At 48.3% G+C, this 21093-nt stretch carries 23 protein-coding genes and 1 pseudogene; 6 read left to right on the top strand and 18 right to left on the bottom strand.

What is annotated here, in order from left to right; all coding sequences use genetic code 11:
• Positions 1-214: 214 nt before the first annotated feature.
• From Q0095_RS03945 to galU, 3 genes are all read right to left on the bottom strand, one after another.
• Positions 215-607 (bottom strand): VOC family protein, encoded by a 393-nt coding sequence (locus tag Q0095_RS03945; protein ID WP_297881557.1) that lies wholly within the window; start codon positions 605-607, stop codon positions 215-217.
• Between the two features lie 262 nt (positions 608-869).
• Positions 870-2132, bottom strand: a complete 1263-nt coding sequence (locus Q0095_RS03950; protein ID WP_297881559.1) for a glucose-6-phosphate isomerase — start codon at positions 2130-2132, stop codon at positions 870-872.
• Positions 2119-2955 carry a UTP--glucose-1-phosphate uridylyltransferase GalU gene (gene galU, locus Q0095_RS03955; protein WP_297881561.1) on the bottom strand — a complete coding sequence of 279 codons (837 nt, stop codon included), beginning with the start codon at positions 2953-2955 and terminating at the stop codon, positions 2119-2121. The genes Q0095_RS03950 and galU overlap by 14 nt, the downstream gene beginning before the upstream one ends.
• Positions 2956-3025: 70 nt before the next feature.
• On the opposite strand from galU, the gene Q0095_RS03960 reads away from it, so the two are divergent.
• A complete protein-coding gene (locus tag Q0095_RS03960) occupies positions 3026-3634 on the top strand; it encodes a YigZ family protein (protein ID WP_297881563.1) in 609 nt (202 codons plus the stop codon).
• Positions 3635-3855: 221 nt separating this feature from the next.
• Here Q0095_RS03960 and Q0095_RS03965 read toward each other — a convergent pair whose 3' ends face one another.
• Positions 3856-5064, bottom strand: coding sequence for an MFS transporter (locus Q0095_RS03965; protein ID WP_297881565.1), 1209 nt, complete (start codon positions 5062-5064; stop codon positions 3856-3858).
• A gap of 162 nt (positions 5065-5226) precedes the next feature.
• On the opposite strand from Q0095_RS03965, the gene Q0095_RS03970 reads away from it, so the two are divergent.
• From Q0095_RS03970 to Q0095_RS03985, 4 genes are all read left to right on the top strand, one after another.
• Positions 5227-5598 carry an HIT family protein gene (locus tag Q0095_RS03970; RefSeq protein WP_297881567.1) on the top strand — a complete coding sequence of 124 codons (372 nt, stop codon included), beginning with the start codon at positions 5227-5229 and terminating at the stop codon, positions 5596-5598.
• The gene (locus tag Q0095_RS03975) at positions 5595-6413 is read left to right on the top strand and encodes a cache domain-containing protein (RefSeq protein WP_297881569.1); all 819 of its coding nucleotides are present in this window, start codon (positions 5595-5597) and stop codon (positions 6411-6413) included. The genes Q0095_RS03970 and Q0095_RS03975 overlap by 4 nt, the downstream gene beginning before the upstream one ends.
• 34 nt (positions 6414-6447) lie before the next feature.
• Entirely contained in the window at positions 6448-7314 is an 867-nt protein-coding gene (locus tag Q0095_RS03980) for a hypothetical protein (RefSeq protein ID WP_297881571.1), read from the top strand.
• 242 nt (positions 7315-7556) lie between these two features.
• Positions 7557-7829 carry a hypothetical protein gene (locus Q0095_RS03985; protein ID WP_297881573.1) on the top strand — a complete coding sequence of 91 codons (273 nt, stop codon included), beginning with the start codon at positions 7557-7559 and terminating at the stop codon, positions 7827-7829.
• Between the two features lie 465 nt (positions 7830-8294).
• Here Q0095_RS03985 and Q0095_RS03990 read toward each other — a convergent pair whose 3' ends face one another.
• Together Q0095_RS03990 and Q0095_RS03995 are read right to left on the bottom strand one after the other, a co-directional pair.
• Positions 8295-8978 carry an alpha/beta hydrolase gene (locus tag Q0095_RS03990; protein ID WP_297881575.1) on the bottom strand — a complete coding sequence of 228 codons (684 nt, stop codon included), beginning with the start codon at positions 8976-8978 and terminating at the stop codon, positions 8295-8297.
• A 135-nt stretch (positions 8979-9113) separates the two neighbouring features.
• On the bottom strand, positions 9114-9935 hold the full coding sequence (locus Q0095_RS03995) for a DUF364 domain-containing protein (RefSeq protein ID WP_297881577.1): 822 nt from the start codon (positions 9933-9935) through the stop codon (positions 9114-9116).
• A 268-nt stretch (positions 9936-10203) separates the two neighbouring features.
• Between Q0095_RS03995 and Q0095_RS04000 the strand changes: the two genes are divergently transcribed.
• Positions 10204-10332 carry a hypothetical protein gene (locus tag Q0095_RS04000; protein ID WP_297881579.1) on the top strand — a complete coding sequence of 43 codons (129 nt, stop codon included), beginning with the start codon at positions 10204-10206 and terminating at the stop codon, positions 10330-10332.
• Between the two features lie 255 nt (positions 10333-10587).
• Here the strand turns inward: Q0095_RS04000 and Q0095_RS04005 are convergent, their stop codons facing one another.
• The 12 genes and pseudogenes from Q0095_RS04005 to Q0095_RS10260 all read right to left on the bottom strand — a co-directional run.
• Positions 10588-11097: a hypothetical protein gene (locus Q0095_RS04005; RefSeq protein WP_297881580.1), complete on the bottom strand. Its 510-nt coding sequence runs from the start codon at positions 11095-11097 to the stop codon at positions 10588-10590.
• Complete coding sequence (locus Q0095_RS04010; RefSeq protein ID WP_297881582.1) at positions 11094-12047, bottom strand: hypothetical protein; 954 nt, start codon at positions 12045-12047, stop codon at positions 11094-11096. Before Q0095_RS04010 ends, Q0095_RS04005 begins: the two co-directional genes overlap by 4 nt.
• Complete coding sequence (locus Q0095_RS04015) at positions 12044-12721, bottom strand: ABC transporter ATP-binding protein (RefSeq protein ID WP_297881584.1); 678 nt, start codon at positions 12719-12721, stop codon at positions 12044-12046. Before Q0095_RS04015 ends, Q0095_RS04010 begins: the two co-directional genes overlap by 4 nt.
• Positions 12718-13827, bottom strand: a complete 1110-nt coding sequence (locus Q0095_RS04020) for an FtsX-like permease family protein (RefSeq protein ID WP_297881586.1) — start codon at positions 13825-13827, stop codon at positions 12718-12720. Before Q0095_RS04020 ends, Q0095_RS04015 begins: the two co-directional genes overlap by 4 nt.
• Positions 13817-13984: a hypothetical protein gene (locus Q0095_RS04025; RefSeq protein WP_297881588.1), complete on the bottom strand. Its 168-nt coding sequence runs from the start codon at positions 13982-13984 to the stop codon at positions 13817-13819. The genes Q0095_RS04020 and Q0095_RS04025 overlap by 11 nt, the downstream gene beginning before the upstream one ends.
• Positions 13985-14001: 17 nt before the next feature.
• On the bottom strand, positions 14002-15126 hold the full coding sequence (locus Q0095_RS04030; RefSeq protein ID WP_297881590.1) for a nitrous oxide reductase accessory protein NosL: 1125 nt from the start codon (positions 15124-15126) through the stop codon (positions 14002-14004).
• A 31-nt stretch (positions 15127-15157) separates the two neighbouring features.
• Positions 15158-15991 carry a tetratricopeptide repeat protein gene (locus tag Q0095_RS04035; protein WP_297881592.1) on the bottom strand — a complete coding sequence of 278 codons (834 nt, stop codon included), beginning with the start codon at positions 15989-15991 and terminating at the stop codon, positions 15158-15160.
• A gap of 10 nt (positions 15992-16001) precedes the next feature.
• On the bottom strand, positions 16002-18692 hold the full coding sequence (gene ccsA, locus Q0095_RS04040) for a cytochrome c biogenesis protein CcsA (protein ID WP_297881594.1): 2691 nt from the start codon (positions 18690-18692) through the stop codon (positions 16002-16004).
• 15 nt (positions 18693-18707) lie between these two features.
• A complete protein-coding gene (gene nrfD, locus Q0095_RS04045) occupies positions 18708-19679 on the bottom strand; it encodes an NrfD/PsrC family molybdoenzyme membrane anchor subunit (RefSeq protein ID WP_297881596.1) in 972 nt (323 codons plus the stop codon).
• Between the two features lies 1 nt (position 19680).
• Positions 19681-20388, bottom strand: a complete 708-nt coding sequence (locus Q0095_RS04050) for a 4Fe-4S dicluster domain-containing protein (protein WP_297881598.1) — start codon at positions 20386-20388, stop codon at positions 19681-19683.
• Positions 20389-20416: 28 nt separating this feature from the next.
• Positions 20417-20779 carry an FKBP-type peptidyl-prolyl cis-trans isomerase gene (locus Q0095_RS10255; RefSeq protein ID WP_366806076.1) on the bottom strand — a complete coding sequence of 121 codons (363 nt, stop codon included), beginning with the start codon at positions 20777-20779 and terminating at the stop codon, positions 20417-20419.
• Positions 20780-20803: 24 nt separating this feature from the next.
• Positions 20804-21031 (bottom strand): annotated as a pseudogene (locus Q0095_RS10260) (FKBP-type peptidyl-prolyl cis-trans isomerase N-terminal domain-containing protein); the annotation flags it as partial.
• Positions 21032-21093: the final 62 nt, after the last annotated feature.

The following is a 21093-nucleotide window of genomic DNA, read 5'->3' on the forward strand; positions in this document are numbered from 1 at the left end:
ATGATATTGCAAAAATAATAGTGAATAAAATGAACAAATTTATGAAATTCTAAAAACAAAAGATAAGGTTTAAAAAATATACAAACGATACATAATTAGCGTACCGCGGGATAAACAATTTAATCCGCAGAATATCGATCTTTAATGAAAAATAGAATTTAGAAAATTTAAATTCTAACGCTCCGCTTGAAATTTTGCCTTTAAAATTTACGCGCTAATCATCGCCGCTTTCATATGCGCCGAGTTCTACGAGATTGCCGTCAGGATCGCGCAGATAGATACTTTGCATAGCGCCGCGCGCGCCCGTGCGGGGCACGACGCCAAGCTCTATTTGCACCCCTTTTCTTTCAAGCTCCGTTTTGAGCTGCTGCGCGCTTTGATCTTCGCAGATGAGGCAAAAGTCCGCCGAACCTGCGCTAGGACGTGCTGCAAACGGCGCAAACTCGCCCGCGCGGGTGTGGATATTGATCTTTGAGGAGCCGAAACGCAGGCTGTGTTTGCCGCCCTCGCAAACATGCTCTAGCCCTAAAATTCCTTCGTAAAATTCCACGCATTTTTGCAGATCGTCCGTAACTAGGACGAAGTGATCGATCCTTGTGATTTTCATTTCATCTCCCTGTGCGCTTGCAAGTCGCAAAATTTTTACGCCTCGCGGTGCAATCTTGGAATTCTGCCGTGAAATTTTGCGACAAAATTCCAAATCTTCGTAGCGAGAAATCAAAATTCCGCGGCGTAAATTTTACGCGCAGAATTTCACAGCGGTAATTTTAAAATTCTAAAATTTTGCCCAAGCAAAATAGGGCGCGAGTAGAGCCTGGCTTTAGTAAAATTTAGCCCGACGAAATTCCGTCTAGCTAGCGCAGCAAATTCTAATCTCGCGATTTCAAAACTAGCGATTTTAAAATTCTCTTGCCTACCTCGACACCCGGCTGATCGTAAGTGCTGACGCCCAGTATCGCTCCAGTAGCGCTGGTTAGCAGCTCGAAGTAGTAAAATAGCTCGCCCACGCTCTGTTCGCAAAGCTGCGAAACCTCGATTAGATCGACGCTGATACCCTCGTTTAGCACGGCTTGCAGCGTAGCATCGCATTGAAGATTTAGCACCTCGTCCAGTCGCATGCCGTTTACGAAGTCACAGCCCTCAAGACCTTGCAGACTGATACCGGGCACCGCGTCCGTAGTGCCGTTGTCCGTGAGCTTTAAGAAAGTCACGGTCTTATCCTTTACGCCGTCCATTATGAGCTGAAGGAAGCTGTGCTGATCGCGCGAGCCTACAAGCCCCACAGGAGTAAGCCCCTCGCGGCTAAAGCCGATCTTTTTACCTAGGCTTTCCGCCCAGAGCTGCACGTACCACTCGCCCAATGCGCGCAGCGCGTCGCCATAGCTAAAAAGGACGTTGATTTTCGCACTTTTGTGCGTGGCGTAGTGATAGGCTTTTCGTAGAATTTTATTCTCTGCGATTTTAGCGGGATCGCCTGCTAAAATTTCATCCAGATACCGCTCTTTTGCGGCGGCAGCTCCGCGTAGCATAGCGCTTGCATCAAGACCTAGCCCTACTGCGGGCACTAGCCCTACCGCACTTAACACGCTAAAACGGCCGCCTACGTTAGCGGGCATATTTATCACGCAGGCGCCGTGCTCACGCGCGAAGATATCAAGCGGCGAGCCCGCATCGGTGATAAAGATGAAATTTTTTGCTAGCGTCTTTAAATCTGAAATTCCGAAACGCTGCAAAACCACTTTAAAAAGCGAGATCGTCTCGATCGTGCCGCCTGATTTGGAGGATACTATGAAGATAGTGCGAGCAAAATTTAACCCTTCAAGCGCGCGGTTTACACTGTGCCCGTCGAGATTATCCAAAATTTCAAAGCGCAAATTCTTTCTTACGCGCGGACGCAGCATCTCATAAAGCGCTCGCACGCCCACGCTGGAGCCACCGATGCCCAAAAGCACGACCCCGTCGTAGCTTCGTGCGCTAAAAAATTCCTGCGCCCGCGCTATTTCGTCTGCACCTTGCTGCGGCAGGCGGTAGTAGCCTATCTCGCCGCTTTCGTATTCGGCGCGGATCTTTGCCGCTATCTCTTCTAGCGCGCCCTCTTTTGCCAGCGGGAAAAACAGCTCATTTTTTACCATCGCCGAATTCTCGCTCGTAGAAATATTTGATCGCCTCCACGTAGCCTTTTACTGAGCCGCAGTCGAAGCGAGTACCTTTAAATTTATACGCGATCACCACGCCGTTTTGAGCCTGTTTCAAAAGCGCGTCGGTAATCTGCACCTCGCCGTTTTTACCTGGCGCCGTCTGCTCGATGAGATCGAAAATATTAGGCGTTAGGATGTAGCGCCCGATGATGGCTAAGCTCGACGGAGCCTCGCCGGGCTCCGGTTTTTCGATCATATCCGAGACCATTATCAGATCGTCGCTGATGCTTTTGCCGGCGATGATGCCGTATTTGTTTACGTCCTGCGGCGGCACCTCCATTACTGCAACGACGCTGCAGCGGTATTTTTCGTAAATTTTAACCATCTGCGCAAGCACGCCCTCGCCGTTTTCGTTCACGCACAGATCGTCTGCGAGCACCACGCCGAAAGGCTCGTCGCGGATTAAAATTTTACCCGTATAAATTGCGTTGCCGAGCCCCTTCATCTGCTCTTGGCGCGTAAAAGAGAAGGTGCAGCGCTTCATAAGCGCCCTGATCTCGTCGAGCAGATACTCCTTGCTGCTGCCTGAAATTTGATCCTCCAGCTCGTAGCTACGGTCGAAATAATCCTCCAGCGCGCGCTTGCCGCGACCCGTGACGAAGGCCATATTGTCCATGCCCGCTTCCAGCGCCTCGTCCACGCCGTAGTGAATGAGCGGCTTGGTAAGGATCGGAAGCATCTCTTTTGGTAGCGATTTGGTCGCGGGCAAAAAGCGCGTGCCGTAGCCCGCCGCAGGAAATAAACAAGTCTGGATCATGAAGCTCCTTTGATCTTTTTTTGAACTTTTATTATAATGCAAAAAAGATAAAATTCCGCAAAGGAAAGCCTTGAAAACGATTGAAAAAGAGATCAGCGCTGCACAGGAGATCAAAAAATCAAGCTTCATCGCCTATCTCGCGCCGCTAGCGAGCTTTGAGACGCTGCGTGCGCGGCTGCGGCAGCAACATCCCAAGGCGCGCCATATCGTCTGGGCGTATCGCGCGCTGAACGAGCCCGGGCAGATCGTAGAAAACTCAAGCGACGACGGTGAGCCCAAATCGACTGCGGGCGCGCCGTGTCTAAACGCGCTTCGCGGCGCCGAGCTAATTAATGCCGCCGTGCTCGTGGTGCGCTATTTCGGAGGCATCAAGCTAGGCACCGGCGGGCTAGTGCGCGCATACGCTAGTAGCGCGAATGCCGCGATAGACGCTGCTGCGGACGCCGCAGAGCTAGCGGAATTCGTGCTGCGTAAGAAGTGCATATTTTTCGTGCCGTTTGCGGCGGTGGCTAAATTTGAACATTTTTTAAAAAAATCGGGTTTCGTTTATGAAGCGAGCTTTGGTGCTGCGGGAGCGGAGTTTAGCGCAGAGCTTAGCGCGGAGGAATTTGAAAAATTTAAAGGCTTTGCAGACGCTCTCGCGCCGGCCCTTAAAATGCTGCACGAGCCGAAATTTTAAAATTTCAAAATTCTATAAAATTTAAAATCTCGCTCCGGCTAAATTTGAAAGCATAAGCGGATTTTGCATTTTATCGCAGCGGAATTTTAAAGCTAAAGTGAAATTTCATCGTGCGAAACATAAAATCCGATAAATTTTAAAATTTTCAAAATTCTGTCGTAATTTAGCTTGCAAAATTTCGCGAAAATTCCGTCCGTAAATTTCAAAATCCCATAAAATTTTTAAAATTTCACATGCTTCATCTTAGCTTCACGCACAGGCAGGCTTAGCAGAGCTGCAATAGCCGCTAGCGTCATATCCAAATACCACATATAATCATACGCGCCGTATGCCCGTACCGCAAGACCCCCGATATATGCGCCAAAAAATCCGCCGATTTGATGCGAAAGCATCGTAAATCCAAATAGGCTTGCTAAATATCGCGTTCCCAACAGCTTACCGACGGCAGCCGCAGTAGGCGGTACGGTCGCTAACCAGGTAAATCCTAATCCCACGCTGAAGATATAAAACGTAAGGCTATCTTTGGGCGAGAGCACATAAGCACCAATAAGAGCGATACGTAGGGCATATATGCAAAATAAAATGACTTTACAGCGCACTTTGGAAACACACCAACCTACGAATAAGCTGCCTACGATGTTTGCGATGCCAATCAGTGCGAGCGAAAAGGACGCTACCTGCGCGCCATGCCCGCTTAGTGCTACTTCGCTAGGTAGGTGCGTCACTAAAAATGCTACGTGAAAACCGCACGTAGCAAAGCTTAAATTTATCAAAATATAGCTTTTATCGCGCAGTGCTAAACGCAGCACTTCGCCTAAGCTGCGCTTATCTTCTTCATGCAGGCTGGTTTGCTCGCCAAATAGAATTTTACCGCCTGCTAAAAGCCTCGCAAGCGGCAGAATTAACAAGCTAAGCCCTGCGAGCGTAAAAAATGCGCCGCCGTATCCCAAAGCAGGCGTTGCGATACAAAACCCAATCATTGGCGCAAATAAAAACTGCCCGAACGAGCCGCCCGCATTTAACACTCCGCTAGCAACCGAGCGGATAGAAAATGGCAGGCGCTTTGCCATTAGGCTCATTAGAATCGGAAAACTACCCGCGCCAAGCCCCAGTGCAAGCCCAAAACCCATCGTTAATACAAGCGCGCTTTCACTACTAAATAACGGCACAAGAGCGCAGCTAATCGCCAAAAGCACGCTGCCCCAAAACAGCACGACGTAGGCACCGAGCTTGTCTGCAAGTATCCCGCTAAGCGGTTGCGAAAAGCCCCATACCAGCTGCATAGTTGCCATCGCAAAGCTTACTTGCGCGATGGATAGGGAATTTGCTTGCATTATGGGCTGCACGAAAAGACCTAATGACATACGAATGCCCATCGTAATCATCAAAATCGCCGCGGCGCATAGGATCATTACCCAAACTGATTTCATATATATTCCTTTTGAAAGATAGAATTATAGCATAAAAATTACGAATATATCGAGATTTTATAGATATATTTAATTAATGTATTTTAGTATATTATTTATGTAAGAGGAATTTACCGAGCTTTAATGGGCTTTGCATTAAAATTCCATTTTCAAGGAGAAGCGATGATTTACGAAGACGAGATGATTTACGTGGAGCGCGAGGAGCACGAAGTGCCGTGGGTGAAGGTCTTTACGAAGGCGAAATTTAAAGAGCTTAGCGACTGCGACGAGGCGACGCTGGCGCATCTGTGGCGCGCCGTGCTTCAGTGCGAAAAGAGCCTGCGGGAGTTTTACGCGCCCGATAAGATCAATATCGCAAGCTTCGCCAACTACGTGCCGCGCGTGCATTTTCACGTCCAAGCGCGCTTTAAAAACGACAGCTTTTTCCCGGAGTCCGTCTGGGGTAAAAAGATGCGAAACGGAAAACTCGATCTGCCGGAATTTAGCGAATTTGCAGAAATTCTGGCGGCAAATTTAAAGATGGAATTCAGATGATAGGCGTGCGCTCAAAAAAATACTTAAGCCTTTTCGTGCTTGCTTGCTGCGTCGCCACCTTTGTGTTTTATCTGCGCTTTAAAAGCGAGGAAAACGAGATAAAAATCAAGCAGCAGTTTGATTTTAGCGCGAGTCTGTTTGAAAAGATCGTGGACGAAGAGAAGCTAAACGCCTTTGCGATCTCGCTGATTTTATCGCAGAACAGCGACGTGGTGCGCTGCTTTGAGAGCGGCAAACACGGCGAGTGCATGGACGTGACGAAAAAATACAAAGACATTTTGAGTGCGGTGCCCTTTTACACGGGCGTGAAGATACATTTTCATACGCAAAGCACTAGAAGCCTGGCTAGGAGCTGGAGCGACGAATTTTACAACGACGATCTGAGCTCTTTTCGCCATTCGCTTTTGCAGATCCGCCAGAGCTTGCTTCCAAAAGCGCTCGTCGAGATGGGGCGGTGCGGGGTTTTTATGCGCGGAATTTCGCCGGTTTTTAGCGACGGCAAATTTATCGGAAGCGCCGAGATAATGCTCGATTTCGAACACGTCATCGCGCAGATCAACCGCATGGGAAACGATATTTTTATCCTCGTAGATAAGAGGTTTGAAACCGACTGCTTCTACGATAAAATAGGCGTCATCAAAGACTTCATCGTCGTAAACAGCGCGCCGGATTACGACGTTTTGTCGATTTTGGCGACGCTTGATTTTGGGGCGCAGAGTTTTATCAAAAAGGACGGGCATTATTTTTACGTGCGGGCATTTTCGGACGAAAACGGCACGAAGCTGGGCTATATAGTTCTGCACCGCAAGGGCTAGCGGCGGGATTTAAATTTAGGCGCCTATCGCTTGTTTGTTTCGTCGCGGCGGCGGCAGCGCGGCGAGCGAGCGTTTTAAATTTAATCGCAAGATTACGGAAATTTGCGCTGAAATTTTAAATTTTAAAAGGAGCGTCGGTATGAAATTTTATAAATCTCTTAAATTTAAAGCCCTGGCGGGGGCGCTGCTTCTGGCGGCGATACTCTGCGCCGCATTTATCCGTATAATCCCCGATTATTCCACTTCGCGAGGCTTTGTGATAGTTTCTCTCTCCGACTACAACAAATACAAACAGGGATACTGCCTGAAAGAGGATAGAATTTTACCCAAAGAGGAGCTGTATAAAAAAGTAGCAGGGGCATATTTGGACTATGATGTAAAGCTATATTGGATGATTGATGATTATAGGTTAAAAACCTTCGGTAGTCTTTGGTCCAGTAGATATGAGGTTGCATACTATGAACTAGAAAATATAAACTTATCAAATTGTTTTGAAGTATTAGAAAAATATTACCAAGAGGGAAAAACGACCGAGCAGATACTGATGAAAGAGTTAAAGGCTAAAAAAACAGATCCAAAGAAATATCTAAAAATAAATTTGAAAGATACGAGCGTTGGATTTGACAGACCGATAGTTAGGGTTGGCGGTGGCGAGAAAGAAGTCACAGGCACTTTGTTTCTTGATAAATTCGCTATATTTAACGGTAATTATATGCAATTTAACCATTCGGAGTATATTTATGACTTGGTAACAAATTTTGACATTACTAGAGAGTATTATAAAAAGAGAAAAAATGCCGTAGTCGGTATTGGAAAAGGTTTTAAATTTGATAACTGCGGCAATATAAATTATCCGCTGGAAGAATATTATTTGGGCGGTAGAGATATAGAGAGGCGCTAAATTCTCTAATATGAATTTTGTTAAAAAATTTAAGGGACTTAAGACCGATGGATGCAAAGCAAGGGTATAAATTTCACAGGACGGCGAAGTATTTGCTGGCGGTGCCGATGGTTTTCTTGCTTGATTGGTGGGCGGCGGTCTGATCGGCTCAGTTTTGTAGGTGGGTAGCGTCTTTGATTTTGGCGGTTTTGCCTTTGTTAGGTGCACCTAGAATCGCTGTTTTTACGGCAATATTTGCAATTTTGGCTTGCGCGCTGCTTTGGTATTTGTTCAAAAGGTATAAAAACTTTAAGCTAAGCAAGCTTTTTGTTAAAAATTCAAATCTTAGTTTACTGCTTTTTGCGGTAGAAAATTTATCGCTCGGCGCTTTTTACGGCGGGTTTTCGGCATGCCTCGCGGCGGGGTATTTTTGGGGCGAGCGTGCGGCAGTCTGGAGTATAGCGTTTGTTATCGTTGCGCCCGTTTATCTGATCGTTTTCGCGATCTCGTATGTGTTTAACGAAAAGGAAAGCTAGACCTATGTGCCTTTCGCGCCCGCTAAATTTTATCTCCTACGCAGCATGGGCTTGAACACGGATTTAGCTCGCGCAAGCCGAGCGTTATTTAAAATTTCGGCCTCGCCGCGCGCTTTAAAATTTTAAAATTCTATCGTCGCAAAAGCTTCGCCGCGCTCGCTAAATTTTATCTTGCCGCAATTCGAAACCTACTTGCCGCCACTACAACACGCCGTGCTTTAGCACTCGCACGATACGCGTCTATTGCCGCTGCGGCGTTTACAAAATTTTAAAACGGCGCAGAACTCGCCTCGTAAACGGCGATTGCACCGCGGGCTTATCTATTTATTTATGCGGGTAGCGAAGCCTTCAGGCTAAATACGAGGCCTTTATCTTAGCCGTAAAGCAAATCCGAGCTTCGGCAGAGAAAAATGCGAGCAGCGCGAATGCAGAAGCAAAAACCAAGCGGGCGCGTTTGCCCGAAGTCTAGCCCTTTAATTTCATCATTTTTTCTAAAATTTCATAGACTAGATCAAACTTCGTAAAGCCGTCTCTGTCTAAAAAATGCCCGCCTTTTTGCACCTCGTAAAACTTAGCATCGATCTGCCCCGCTAGCTCACGGCTGAAGCTAAACGGCACGATATAATCATCCTTTGCGGCAATCACCGCGCGCTGTTTTGCGGCGGCTTTTATGCGCCCAAAATCAAAGCCTTTATCCATAAACTCGTCTAAAATTTTAAATTGTGGATCGCTAAGCGGCTTTGCAAGCCCCGAGACCAGCACTACGCCCTCTACTGTGCCGCCCATGGCACTGCTTTGTAAGAAATTTAAGATAGTAGGGCATCCGAGGCTGTGTCCGACCAGATAGACTTTGCCTTCAAATTTTACGCTTTCTCGCAAGGTTTTCAGCCACTCATCAAGCCTCGGATGCGCAGGCGTGGGCATCGCTAAAATTTCCGCGCTCGCGCCCGATTTTTCGATCTCGTCTTTGAGCCAGGCAAACCAATGGCTTTTAGGCGAAGCATCGTAGCCGTGCACAATATAGACGCACTTTTGCATATTTTTCTCCTTCGAATTTAAGCTCGCCCCAAACGAGGCGGTACCGACGCAAAGTAGCGAAGCTGCGCACGCCAAGCTAAATTTCATTGCATTTCGTCTTTTGCTATTCATCTATAGCTCCTCTCATTTCTAAAGCGGACATTTTACATCGTTTTTTAAAAAAGACCTCTTAAAACGTTCGCGCAAATCTATAAAAATTCGCAGTAAAGCCGCTTGCACGCAAATTTTAAAATTTCAATCCGCGCGCTAGCCCTTACAGATCGTGATTTTATCGGCAAATTTACCCAAAAAATGATACCCCGAGCCCGCCTGTGCGATGATATCGAGCACCGCGTCCGCATCCCGCACGAGCGTGCCGCCCGCAAAGTCCACGCCGCGCTCAAACAGCGCCTGCGGCAGTAGCGGCGTGGTAGGCCCCACGAGCACGAGCTTGGCGCCGCTTTTTTTCAGGCGCAAAAGTCCATCGAGCGTGTCGTTGATGAGCGTCGTAGCCGTGATTATCACGTTATTGGCACGCGGCACGACGCTAGCAGCCTCGCTTGCAGGTAGGTAAAACGGCAGCTCCGTTTCTTTGAGCGTGCTTTTGTCAAGTTCTAAAATTTTAAAATCCGCGCCATTTTTCATCAGCGTCTTGATGTAGGGCACCAGCGCGCCCACGACGACGCTAAAGCTGCCGCGCTCGATCCGCAGCTCATCAAAGGGATCGGCGCCGAATTTCACGTCGTAATCGGCAGTGATTTTATCAAAACACGCCCTTCCAAGCGCATTTAGCGCGGCAAGTGCGAGCGTCTTTTTAAGCGGTGCGGCGGAGTTTAGGTCGCGCAGCAGATAGCGAACGCTCTTGCCCGCGATATTGCCCGAATCGGGCATCACGCTTGCTTGCGAGGGGCAGCAAACGGCGCCCGATAGGGACTTTAGCGGCGTATAGCTAAGCCCGCACGCGCCTCCTTGCAGCTTCACGCCGCTAAAAAACAGCCCCACGACCGCGCGCTCGATCTTAAGATCCAGCGCCTGGGCGCCTAAAATTTCTTTCGCGCACTCCAGCGTCTGATCTAAAATTTCGCTCATTTTCGCTCCTTTAATGTGGAATTTGGCGCCATTATAGCTTAAAATTTCGGCGCCCGTATTGATATAAATTTATTGATCGCGCGAGCGGCGACGTCCAAGCAGACGCGAGCTAAATTTAACGCAAGCGGCTAGCGCGAGATAAAATTTTACGTAGCGAGCGCGTATCGTTGCGGCTTGGAATTTTAAAAGCGTAGTGCAGCTTTAAAATTTGAAACGTGCGGACAAACATAAAATTTTAATCGGTCAGGTAAATTTAAAATTTTAACGAGTGAGTGCGGTCCGGAATTTTAAACTGATCGGCGGCGCGGATAAAGCGGCAGGCACGAACAAGCGGTGCCAGCAGATCAAATTTAACGAGCAAGCCGATGCGAGCTCGGGCGGATACGAGCAAATTTAATAATTGCGAGCGAACGCAAACTCGGACGCGAGCTAAATTAACGAAAGCGGCGGCGGGCAAAATTTAATAAAAGCGGTAGACATGAGTAAAAATTTAAGCGGCGGGTCGTATCTGCGACAAGTTGCGCCCGCTGCGGGGTTAAATTTTACTTCCTACCTGCCGCACGGCTAAATTTTATTTCATATCCGCCGTAGGGTTAAATTTTATTTCCCATCCGTCTCGGGGCTAAATTTCATTTTCCGATATGCCGCGAGGCTAAATTTTATTTTCGGAAAGCAGGATGTTGATGAGCGGATTTAGCAGCGTTTCGCCGCGAGCGGCGCACAGCACGATCTCGTCGTAGTAGTAATCGCTCCTGCCGTAGTTGTGAAACTCATACGCGCCAAAGCCGTAGCCCATCGGCGTGATCTCGACGCGCGAGTACCAGGCGTCCTTGGCGATGATGTATTTTTCGGTATCTTGCGAATAAACCCACACCACGATCTCATCTTTGTTTTTTTGCCGCATCAGCCACATAAAGACGTTTGCGATGTCGTTGAAAAAATATGTATCGCCGTTTGGCATAACGGCCTGGGCGGTGTTGTACAGATCGTTTATCACCGTGCCGCTCTCTAGGCATAGGTATTTGCCGAATTCGATCTGCAGCGGCTGCTTATCCGTGTTGCCGTGGCGCACGGAAATTTTGGATTCCGCTATATCCATCGACGATATGAGTAGCCCCATCACACAGGCGAGCAAAACCGCGGCAAAAATTTTCTTAATCATAGCAGCGCACCCCGAACGAAGTAGTATTTGACGACGTAGGCGCTGCAGATAAGCGCGTTTAGAATGAGCCAGAACGAGGAGTATTTAAGCAGGTGGGTGTAGGCGCGCTTGGTGATGAGCTCCGTTAAAAACGGCACGATGCCGAAAAATATGCCCAAAAATAGCGAGCCCCAAATCGCGTAGCCGACGAAGTAATAATCCTTCAAAAGCATGCAGTACGGGCATTTGTGGTTGGGCTGCTCGTAAACGTAAAGTCCAAAAAAATAGGTGATCGCGTAGTATGCGACGAACAAAAAGAGCAAATTCAGAGCAAAGCTCGCCATCGACTGCTTTAAGAAATTTAAGATCAAAATGGCGCCCAATATCGCGTAGAAAAAGGTCGCCAAAAGCGCCTGCGTGTATCCAAACGGAAGCTTCGGCGCGCGAAATACGACCGAGCAGCAAAACACCGGCACGCGCAGCGGGATATTGGTAAAAAATAGAATTTCTAAAATAAACTCCGCCAAAACGCCCGTAAAAAGGATGGTAAAGATCAGGTATTTGCGCCGCAGATAGGGAAATTTGCCCGCTTTAAGATCGAGGCTGTTTAAAATAAGCCAGAGCCCAAAGCCGAAGATCAGTAAAATTTTTAAAAGCAGCAGGATGTTGCCGTAGCGGTTCGAGCCCACGACGCCCGCGGAACACATCGCGCCTGGCACGACCGAAGAGAGCTCGTTTAGGCAGAGCGCGAAAAATATAAACAAAATGATCTTGCACGCTATCGTGAAAAACAAAATGGTGTTGATGAGATAGTTTCTTTTCTCCAGGGCGTATTGTAAATTTGAGGTGGCGTTAAAGTCCCAGTAGCGCATGATCCGCACGATGTGAAACTGCGAGATCGCCATCAGCGCTATTACGATCAGCTCCACGGCCAAAAACGCGATCACGCTACCTGATAAAAATATGCTCATGCTGAAATTTCTCCGTCTTTTAAAAACACGTATCGATCTACGAAGCTTAGCTCGTCGAAGAGTATATCGTGCGTCGCGATCAAAACGGTCTTTTTAAGCTCTTTGAGCTTTGAAAGCATTTCGATAAAGCCGAGCGAGTTTTGTTTGTCTAAATTTGCCGTCGGCTCGTCGGCCAAGATAATCTGCGGATTCATCACGAGCGCCCTAGCGATAGCGCAACGCTGCTTCTCGCCGCCGCTAAGGCTGGAGACGATCTGATCTTTTTTATGCGCGATATTAGCAATCTGCATCGCTTCATCTATGCGCGCGCCAAGCTCATCCCTGCCCAGCCGTTCAAGACTAAGCGGCGCAAGGACGTTTTTATAGACGCTAAGCGCCTCAAGCAGATTGAAAGACTGAAAGATAAAACCGATTTTTTTATGGCGATACGCGGAGCTTTCGATATCGGCGAGCTTAGAGACGTTTGCGCCGTCTACTAAAACCTCGCCGCTACTAGGCTTAGCAAGCGCGCCTATGATGGATAGAAGCGTGCTTTTGCCGCTGCCGCTAACGCCTTTTAAGATTACGATCTGCCCCTCTTCGACGCTTAGGCTTATGTTTTTTAAAGCGTAAAATTCATTCGCCCTGCCCTCGTTGTAAATTTTAAAAAGCTGCTTGATCTCTATCTTGCTCATTTGACCGCCTCGCTCATATCGCCGATAGCGATGCGCCAGGATGGGATGATGACGAAGGCTAAAAACGGGATCACGCTAAAGACGAAGATCAAAAAGAGCATATTGAAATTTACCACTGGCGTGAAGGTGATGAAATTTCGCAGCTCGCCGCCTAAGAATATATCGCGCAGAAGCGGCGCATCCAGGATAAACACATAAGCATAAGCACCCGCGACGCCGAGCAGATACGCACTTAGCGAGACGATGAAATTTTGAATAAATTTCATCGCGATGATGTCCTTTATACAAAAGCCGATGCTGCGCAAGATCGCGATCTCCTTTTTCTTCTCGCCGTATGCGAGCGAAATTTGATTTTTCAGCAAGATGAAAAATGAGATCATCGCCACGGCGTAAAGCACCATAAAAATTCCGCCCTTGTAATAATACAGATGCCTCACTTCAGCTACCGCATCCTCCGCGCTAAGAACTTCCGTATTGGGGTATAAATTTACGATCTTAAGCGCTACTTCGCTTACTTCGTTGGGGTTGGGCACGCTTACGTAGAGCTTGGTGTATTCGCCCTCCTTCAGGCTTAGCACCTCGCGCGCGGTATCGGGGTTGAGATAGATCACGTCGTTTGAGACGATGCTGCTTTCGTGCGGCGAAATTTTATTGATCTTAATCGCGATTAGGCGCTGTTCGGTCAAGAAGTGAAACTCGTCCTCGTAGTACCACTCGCCCATCGCCGCCTTTACCCCCTCGCCTACGATCATTTCATTTTCGCTCAGGCTTTCGTCGCCTACGATATGAAACCAAACGCGCTTTTGAGCGAAGTAATACATCCCGTCCACGGCGCCCTGCACTTCGCTGACGCCCGCGATCTTAGAGATGTCGTAGATATAGCCGTCGTGCATCAGATCGCGTTTGCCCGCGCGTAGAGCCTCTACAACGATGTCGGGTCTAAGCTTGATGACCTTTTCAAGATCGTTTTGAATCGAGCCCGAGATGAAAAGCACCGAGCTTAAAATAAAAACGATAAATGCAAAGATTGCGAAGCTAAAAGCGTGATCGGCTCTGTCTTTTCGCAGCAGAGTCACGGAGTAGTCGATGAAATTTTTACTTATCATAGACGAACTCCGCGTAGGCTTTGCTCTTAAAGCTGCTCGAGAGCCGCACGTCCTTTATCTCGCGCGCTAGCTTTTGCAGACACTGCTCGCCCTTTGCGCGATCAAAGCTTACATAATGCACCGCAATGAGCGCGTAAAGGGCGGCAAAAAAGATCATTAAAGCGCAAATGAGCCTCATAGCCCTTCTATTACGCTCTCTTGAATTTCGTCAAATTTAAGTACGCTCTTACCGCCGTGATCTTTAGCGAAGGTCTTAGCCGCGCTCTCGCTCTCAAACGGAATGAGCTCGTCGCCCATCGGTCCTAAGACGTTGGAGCCGAGCACGAAAAAGGCGCTTTTAGCATCGATCTTGTGTAACTTGTAGTAGTCGGTTACGTAAATTTTATCAAAGCTCTTGCCCTTTTGGAAGTAGTATTTCATCATATCTTTCACGCCGTCAAAATACAAATTCTCGCCGCCTTGAATCTCTATCATCGCCGCCCAGTTAGGGTTTTTGCCCACTAGCATGCCGCAGACCGGGCATTTAGCGCCCTCAGGCACGACGATTTTCTCAGCCTTTTTCGCTTTTGCGTTTTTGTCGCTGCTACCTAAATTTGCCGGAACGTCCCATAGATATAGCGCTGCGGCTTGCAGGTGTTTGTCGTATTCAGGAGCCTTGCTAGCGCCCTTTGCGTCGCAAGTCTTTTTGAGATGAGCTTTGAGCTCGGAGATGGCTTTGAAGCTTTTGGCGTCCGTTTTAGCGCAGTTTGTTTCGTAAAATTCTTTACCGTGCGCGTAAACGCCGCCCTCGCGCTTGGCTTTAATCATCTTATTATCGCCCTCGAAGTCCTGCCCCGCAATCTCGTAGGCTTTGGCAAAGTTCACTATCTCGCCGCCGTTTTCGGCTTGGAATTCTTTCGCGTCGGCTTCGGTTGAGAAGGCGTATTTGCTATTGCGGCTCATCGTGCCTTTGACCTTGCTACCTACGACGTAAAAGGCTTTATTTACGTCGATCAAATTTAGATTTTTCGTATCTACTACCTGCGCATCGCTTGGAATTTTTCCCTCCGTAATCTCGTACAGGCAGTGTAGAGAAGCGACTTGCTTGCCGTTCCAAACGTGATTAGTTTTATAGAATTTAACCAAATTCATTCCGCAAACGGCGCAGTATTCTTTGCCCTCGCCGCTTCCTACTAGCGTAGCTTTGCTCGGATCCACGCTTTGAAACATAGGATTTGCCGGTTTATTGGCCCCGTCCATGGAGGCGCCGCAAACGAGCGCAACAAGCGCGGCCGAAGCCAAAAACGAACGTAAAATCATACTATCTCCTTAAAATTTTGATGTTTTAAATTTACTTACTAATCGAGTTTAAAAATTCCAAATTCTCGCAGCCCATCTTGATGCCGCCATCGCAGCTTTTTTTGAAAAACTCTTTTGCTTTGGCGTTATCGGACTTCACGCCCTTGCCCTCGGCATACATTATGGCTAGGTTATTGCAGCCGTCGAAGTGGCCGAGGTTGCACGCCTTTTCATACTGCTGCTTTGCCTGCTTATAATCCTGGTCTACTCCTTGCCCGAAAGCGTATAGATAGCCTAGATTGTTGCAGCCGATGCCGATGTCGCCACCGCAAGCCTTTTCATAAAAAATTTTAGCCTTTGCGAAGCTTTGCTGCACGCCCTCGCCCTTTAGATACAGATAGCCTAGATTGTTGCAGCCCATCATATCGCCGTAGGTGCAGGCCTTCTCATAAAGGCTCGCCGCCTTGGCGACGTCCTTTGCGAGCCCAGCGCCGTTTGCGTATAAAAGCCCGAGCGAGGTGCAGCCTTCGTTATCTTTGCAGGCTTTTTCGTAATAAGCCGCGGCTTTGGTAAAATTTTGATCAGCGCCGTTGCCGCTTTCGTAGATATAGCCTAGATTGTTGCACGCAAGCGCAAATTTAGCGCTGCACGCTTTTTCATAGAGGCTGATCGCTTTTTCGAAATTTTTCTCTACGTTGCCGGTGCCCTCAAAATACAAAACGGCTAGATTATAGCATCCCGAAGCTTTATTTTCCAAACCGCACGCTCGCTCGTAAATTTCTGCGAGTTTTTTATGATCGCCGCTTTGCTGAGCTTGAATGCCCTCGCTGATAAAGCCCGCATTTGCCGCGGCAGCCAAGGCTAACGCTATTAGAAATTTTTTCAAATTTACTCCTTTATATCGTTTTTACGTCCCTACCTCTGAAAGCAAGAGCGATTATTAAAAAGACCGCCGCTATTATACAATAAAACGGCGCGGGTATCTGCGGCGCATCGCCTGCGGCGTAAGAGTGCATGCCGGTAAGGTAGAAATTTACGCCGAAATAGGTCATTATGATCGAGCTATACGCAAGCGTCGAGCTCACGCAATAAACATAGATCGAGCCGAGCTTCGGGATAAGCTTTAGATGCAGCACGATCGCATAGACGATGATCGAGACATACGACCAAGTCTCTTTGCTATCCCAGCCCCAGTATCGCCCCCAGCTCTCATTCGCCCACACACCGCCGAAGAAATTTCCTAGCGTCAGCATCGAAAGCCCCACGATGAGGCTGATCTCGTTGATCGCCGTTATATATCTGATCTGCGCGTTGAGCCGCTCGCGATTGGCGCCGTTTTTAAGCGCCATCAAAACAAGAGCCAAAAGCCCAAGCAGGCAGCTAAGCCCTAAAAATCCGTAGCTAGCCGTGATAACAGATACGTGGATGCTAAGCCAATACGACTTTAGTACTGGCACGAGGTTGGTAATCTGCGGATTTACGAAGCTCATATGCGCTACGAGCATCACGATGCTAGCTAGCAAGCAGCTCGCGCTTAGCGTAAGTAGGGACTTTCTAAAAAATATGATCCCCGCAAGCGCCGCCGACCAACCGATGTAGATCATCGACTCATAGCTATCGCTCCACGGCGCGTGAGCCGCGACGTACCAGCGCAGCGCAAGCGCGAGGGTATGTGCCGCAAAGCTTGCGGCAAAGGCAGCGAATAAAATTTTTTGTGCGAGCGTGAAGCGCTTGCCGCAAAGCGCGCCGATAAGCGCCAATATTAGAGCTACGCTGCCTAGGATCATATAGCAATAAACGAGCTTTTTGAAAACCGAAGCTTTGTTGTAAAACACCTCGGCTTTGACGCGACTAACGCTTGGAAGAATAGCCGCCGAGGTGGCTCTTTGGTAGTTTTTCAGCTCCGCTAACGCGGCGTCCGCTTTAGCCCAATCATTATCCGAAATTCCATCCTGCAAGCCGTTTAGATAGTCGTTTAGCACGCCTTTGATCTGCGGCGCGATCCTATAATCCGCAAAGGCGTCGTTCGGCGAGAGCCACGCGTTTTGCGGGTCGTTCGGCACGGGGATAAATTTAAAAAACACCCCTCTAAAGGTCAGATACGCGATATTTAGCCGCTCGTCGAATTTAATCAGCTCGTTATCGAGCACGCCGCGGCGCGAGGCGCTTTTTTCATTAGCCTCATCCACGACGCGCGCGAGCTTGTAGTTGCCGTTTTCATCAAAGACCGAATTAAAGCTCACATATCGCTCCTGCGGCGCTAAGCCTAGCATCTTTTTAATCTCGTCGTTTTTGATCTTGATGATCTTTTGATCGCGCCAAAACGCGGGATTTAGGCTCATTCCTAGGATCATCTGCTCGGCGCTTAAGCCGTAGAGCGAGTCCGTGCCTGAAATTTTATTTACGATCTCGCTTGCTTCGGTGCTAAGCGGCTTGATCCTGCCCATGTAATCTTGCACTAAAAGCTCCGCGAACGCGCCGTTTGCATGAACGCGCGAGTTGGCTTTAAGGTTTGCTAGATAGTTTTCATCCGCGGCGCGAAGCTCAATGCTGAAAAAAAGCGGCGCGATTAGAAGTAGCGCGGCGGGTGCGTTGTTTTTAATAAATTTAGCGAGCTTTTTAAACCTGCTGCCCGCGGTAAAAAGATTGCCGATAAATCCGACGCAAAGCAAGAAATAACCGAAGTAAGTGGGGATTTTACCCGGATCGCGGTTAAGCTCCAGCACCGTGCCCTGCTCGTCGGTGTCGTAGGAGGATTGAAAGAGCTTAAAGCCGCCAAAGTTTAGCGGATGGTTCATATAAATTTCATGCTCCCCCGCGCTCTTGCCCTCTTTTAAAATTTCAACGTCGCTAGCGTAGGATGATGGGCTTTGCGAGCCCGGGTAGCGTTCGAGCTTAAATTTTAAAAGCTTTACCGCAAACGGAAGCTCTATGAGTTTCGAGCCCCAGCTTAGCATTATCTCCTCGCCGTCAAAGTTTAAAATTTTGGGTTCACCCAGCCAGCCCGCACCGCCGCGCAGCTCCGCCTCTTGCTCGCTTTCGCCCTCAAAGCCCGCCTTTACCGCAAGCGTGCCCTGCTCGCCTTTGGGCGCGGGTTTGTAGGAGCTAAATTTGACGGTGAAGCTTTTAGAATTTATACTTTGCGTGAAGCTAAAATCGTTATCGCCGATCTGAGATAGATTTAGCGGGTGCTCAAACAGTGCGTCTTGCGTGCGGATTTGCAAGTATGGTTTGACGCTTACCATCTCGTTTTCGCTCTCGCCCTCTCTTACGTGCAGCACGCCCTCGGTGCCGAAATAGCGCGTCAGCGCCGCGCCGATAAAGATGACGATAAATGCCGCATGAAGCACGAAAGAGCCGAAGCGGCGCCACATTTTGGTTTTAATTATAATGCCGAGCAGGCTAAGCGTCGCCCCGCCCATGACGCACTCATACCAGCGCGCCTCATAGACTAAAATTTTAGCCGTTTGCGTGTCATAGATGCTCTCTAAAAAGGTCGCGACGCCGGCACCTGCGGCTAGAATAAAAAGGAGGCAGAGCGCGAACTTGTAAGAGATGAAAAATTTTAATATTTTTAGCGCGCTCATTAACCCTCCGCAGTTTTACATTATTATATCGTAAGTTTGTCCCGCGTATAGTATAAACATCCTAAGAAGCAGCACGCCCATGACGCTGGCAAGCGCGCTCGCGTAGAACGCAAACGCGGTGTGGGCGATCTTTTTGCCCAGTGCGAAATTTAAAGCGAGCGGTACGCAAAAGCCTACGCCCACGACGCCTAGCCAAAACATCTTCGCATAAAATCCCTCGCTAAATGCGACGCTGGCGGCTTTTTGCACGTCGCTGCCCGTTACTAGCGAGACGAAAATCATGCCGATTAGTAAAATTTCCATCGCTAAAACCGGCCACTCGACTGCGTGTAAAGCTTTAAGATCGCCTCCGTGCAGCTCCGCTTTAAAGAAAAGCGCGGCTATTAGGCTAGATCCCGCGATGCCCGCCGATAAGCCAGACGCCACGAAAAGCGCAGGCAAAACGGCTGTATTAAGGATAGGAAATCTAACTAAAACCGAGATCAAAAAGCCGGTATAGGCGCAGATCGCGACCGCAAAAACTAGCGTAAGCGCAAGAAGCAGTGGGCGAAGCGCGTTTAAAATTTTCATTACGAGCGTGAAAAGCCCTTTTAAAAAAGTAAGTCTACGCGATAAAAATCCGCTAAGATCAGCTTCAAACGCATAAAGGCAGGCTACGAAGCTAAGCGGGATATAGACGCAAAGCGCCGCCACGCCCACGGACATAACCGAAGTAAAGTTGTAATTGATCAAAATTTTCCAAAAAAGAAGCGGCCTCTCAAGGTCGGCTACCAGGCAGACCATACCCAGAAGGATCGCTACGAAAGATAGTAGCGACGCAGCCTTAAATAGCGGCGTGCTTTCGGTTTGCTTTTTATAAAATTTGACGAGGATCGCGACTATCAAAGCGCCGCCGCTCATGCCCGCTAGCAAAAGATAAACCGCGATCGGCCAGCCCCACTCCACGCCGTGCGAGAAGGTCGCAGTGAAATTTATAGCTCCGTTCATATCACACCCCCAATCTAACCGCAGGAATATAGCGCAGGCTCGGCTTCGTGCCGCACTCAGGATGCATTCGCAGGCTGTCTTTTACGCGAAGTAGCTTGCTGATGTGCGAGCTTTCGTCGTTTAGATCGCCGAATACGATCGCCTCGTATCTGCACGCCTCGATGCAGGCAGGCTCGTGACCGTCCTTTAAATTCGTATCTAAGCAGAAGTTGCAGCTCTCCGCGGCTCTTGTTTCGTGATTTATAAAGCGCACGTCGTAAGGACAGGCGACGATGCAGTATTTACAGGCGATGCAATCGTCGGTGTTCATCGTCGTGATGCCGGTTTTTTCGTCCTTGTGACAGGCTTTCGTCGGGCAGACGTTCACGCACGGCGCGTCCTCGCACTGCTGACAAGATACTCTAACATAGCGCTTTTCTTTCAAATTTAGCGGATCGGTTTTATCCTGGATAAAAAGCCTCATCTGGCCTTTCGGGACTAAATTTACCTTCCTGCAAGCGATCTCGCAATCGGTGCAGCCCACGCATTTGTTCTGATCGAATATCATGCCGTAGTGCGGCTTTTTCGGCTCTTGCTTTTGAACGCTTACGTTTGCGTCTTGCGCGCTTTTATCCGCGCTATTTTGTGCGAGTAAGCTTGAGGCGATTGCGCCAAGCCCCAAAGAGCCGAGTGCGGCGGATTTTATAAAATTTCTTCTTTGCTTTTGCATATTCTCCTCCGACTAAATTTAAGCAAAACTACTTTGTTTTATTCGCTTCGTGAAAGCTTTTAGCTTCGCTCTCGCTAAGCTTTTTGGCTGCATCGGCAAGCTCGCCGGGCTTTAAAACTTTTAGTAGTTCGGCTTCAAAAATCACCACAGAACCCGCAGGAATTCTATCTACGTCCACATTGCCGTAGGCTAAATTACTAGGGATTGTAAATTTATATTTCGAGCCTGTATTCATCAAAAGCAGCCCCTCGCGCAATCCGTCGATTAAGCCTATCATAGAAAGATGCGCCGGAATTTTAGATGCGAAAGTATCGTCAAATACGCTACCGTTCGTCAAATACGCCTTGTAGTTCATCACTACTACGCTCTCGGGCTTTGGCTTTTCGCCCATGCCTAGCTTTAGAATTTCATATTGAAGACCGGATTTTGTGGTTTTAACGTCCGGATTTTTGGCATTTTTCGCCATAAATTCCTTGCCTGCTTTTAAATTTTTATCAAGCTCCGCTTTGGAATTTGTTTCTACGATCTTATTTAGCTTATCGGCTCTTTGATTCAAAAGCGCAATAATTTCCTCATCTTTTAGCTTCTGCTGCTTTTTCTGGTGTTTCTGCGATAGATGGTTGAGCATTGATTGCATCTGTTGCTTCCTTAGCTTTAGCTTGAGCTTCTTTCTTAGCTGCGTCTTTTTCTTCTTTCGTCAAATCA

Source organism: uncultured Campylobacter sp. (genome assembly GCF_938045535.1).
GTDB lineage: Bacteria > Campylobacterota > Campylobacteria > Campylobacterales > Campylobacteraceae > Campylobacter_B.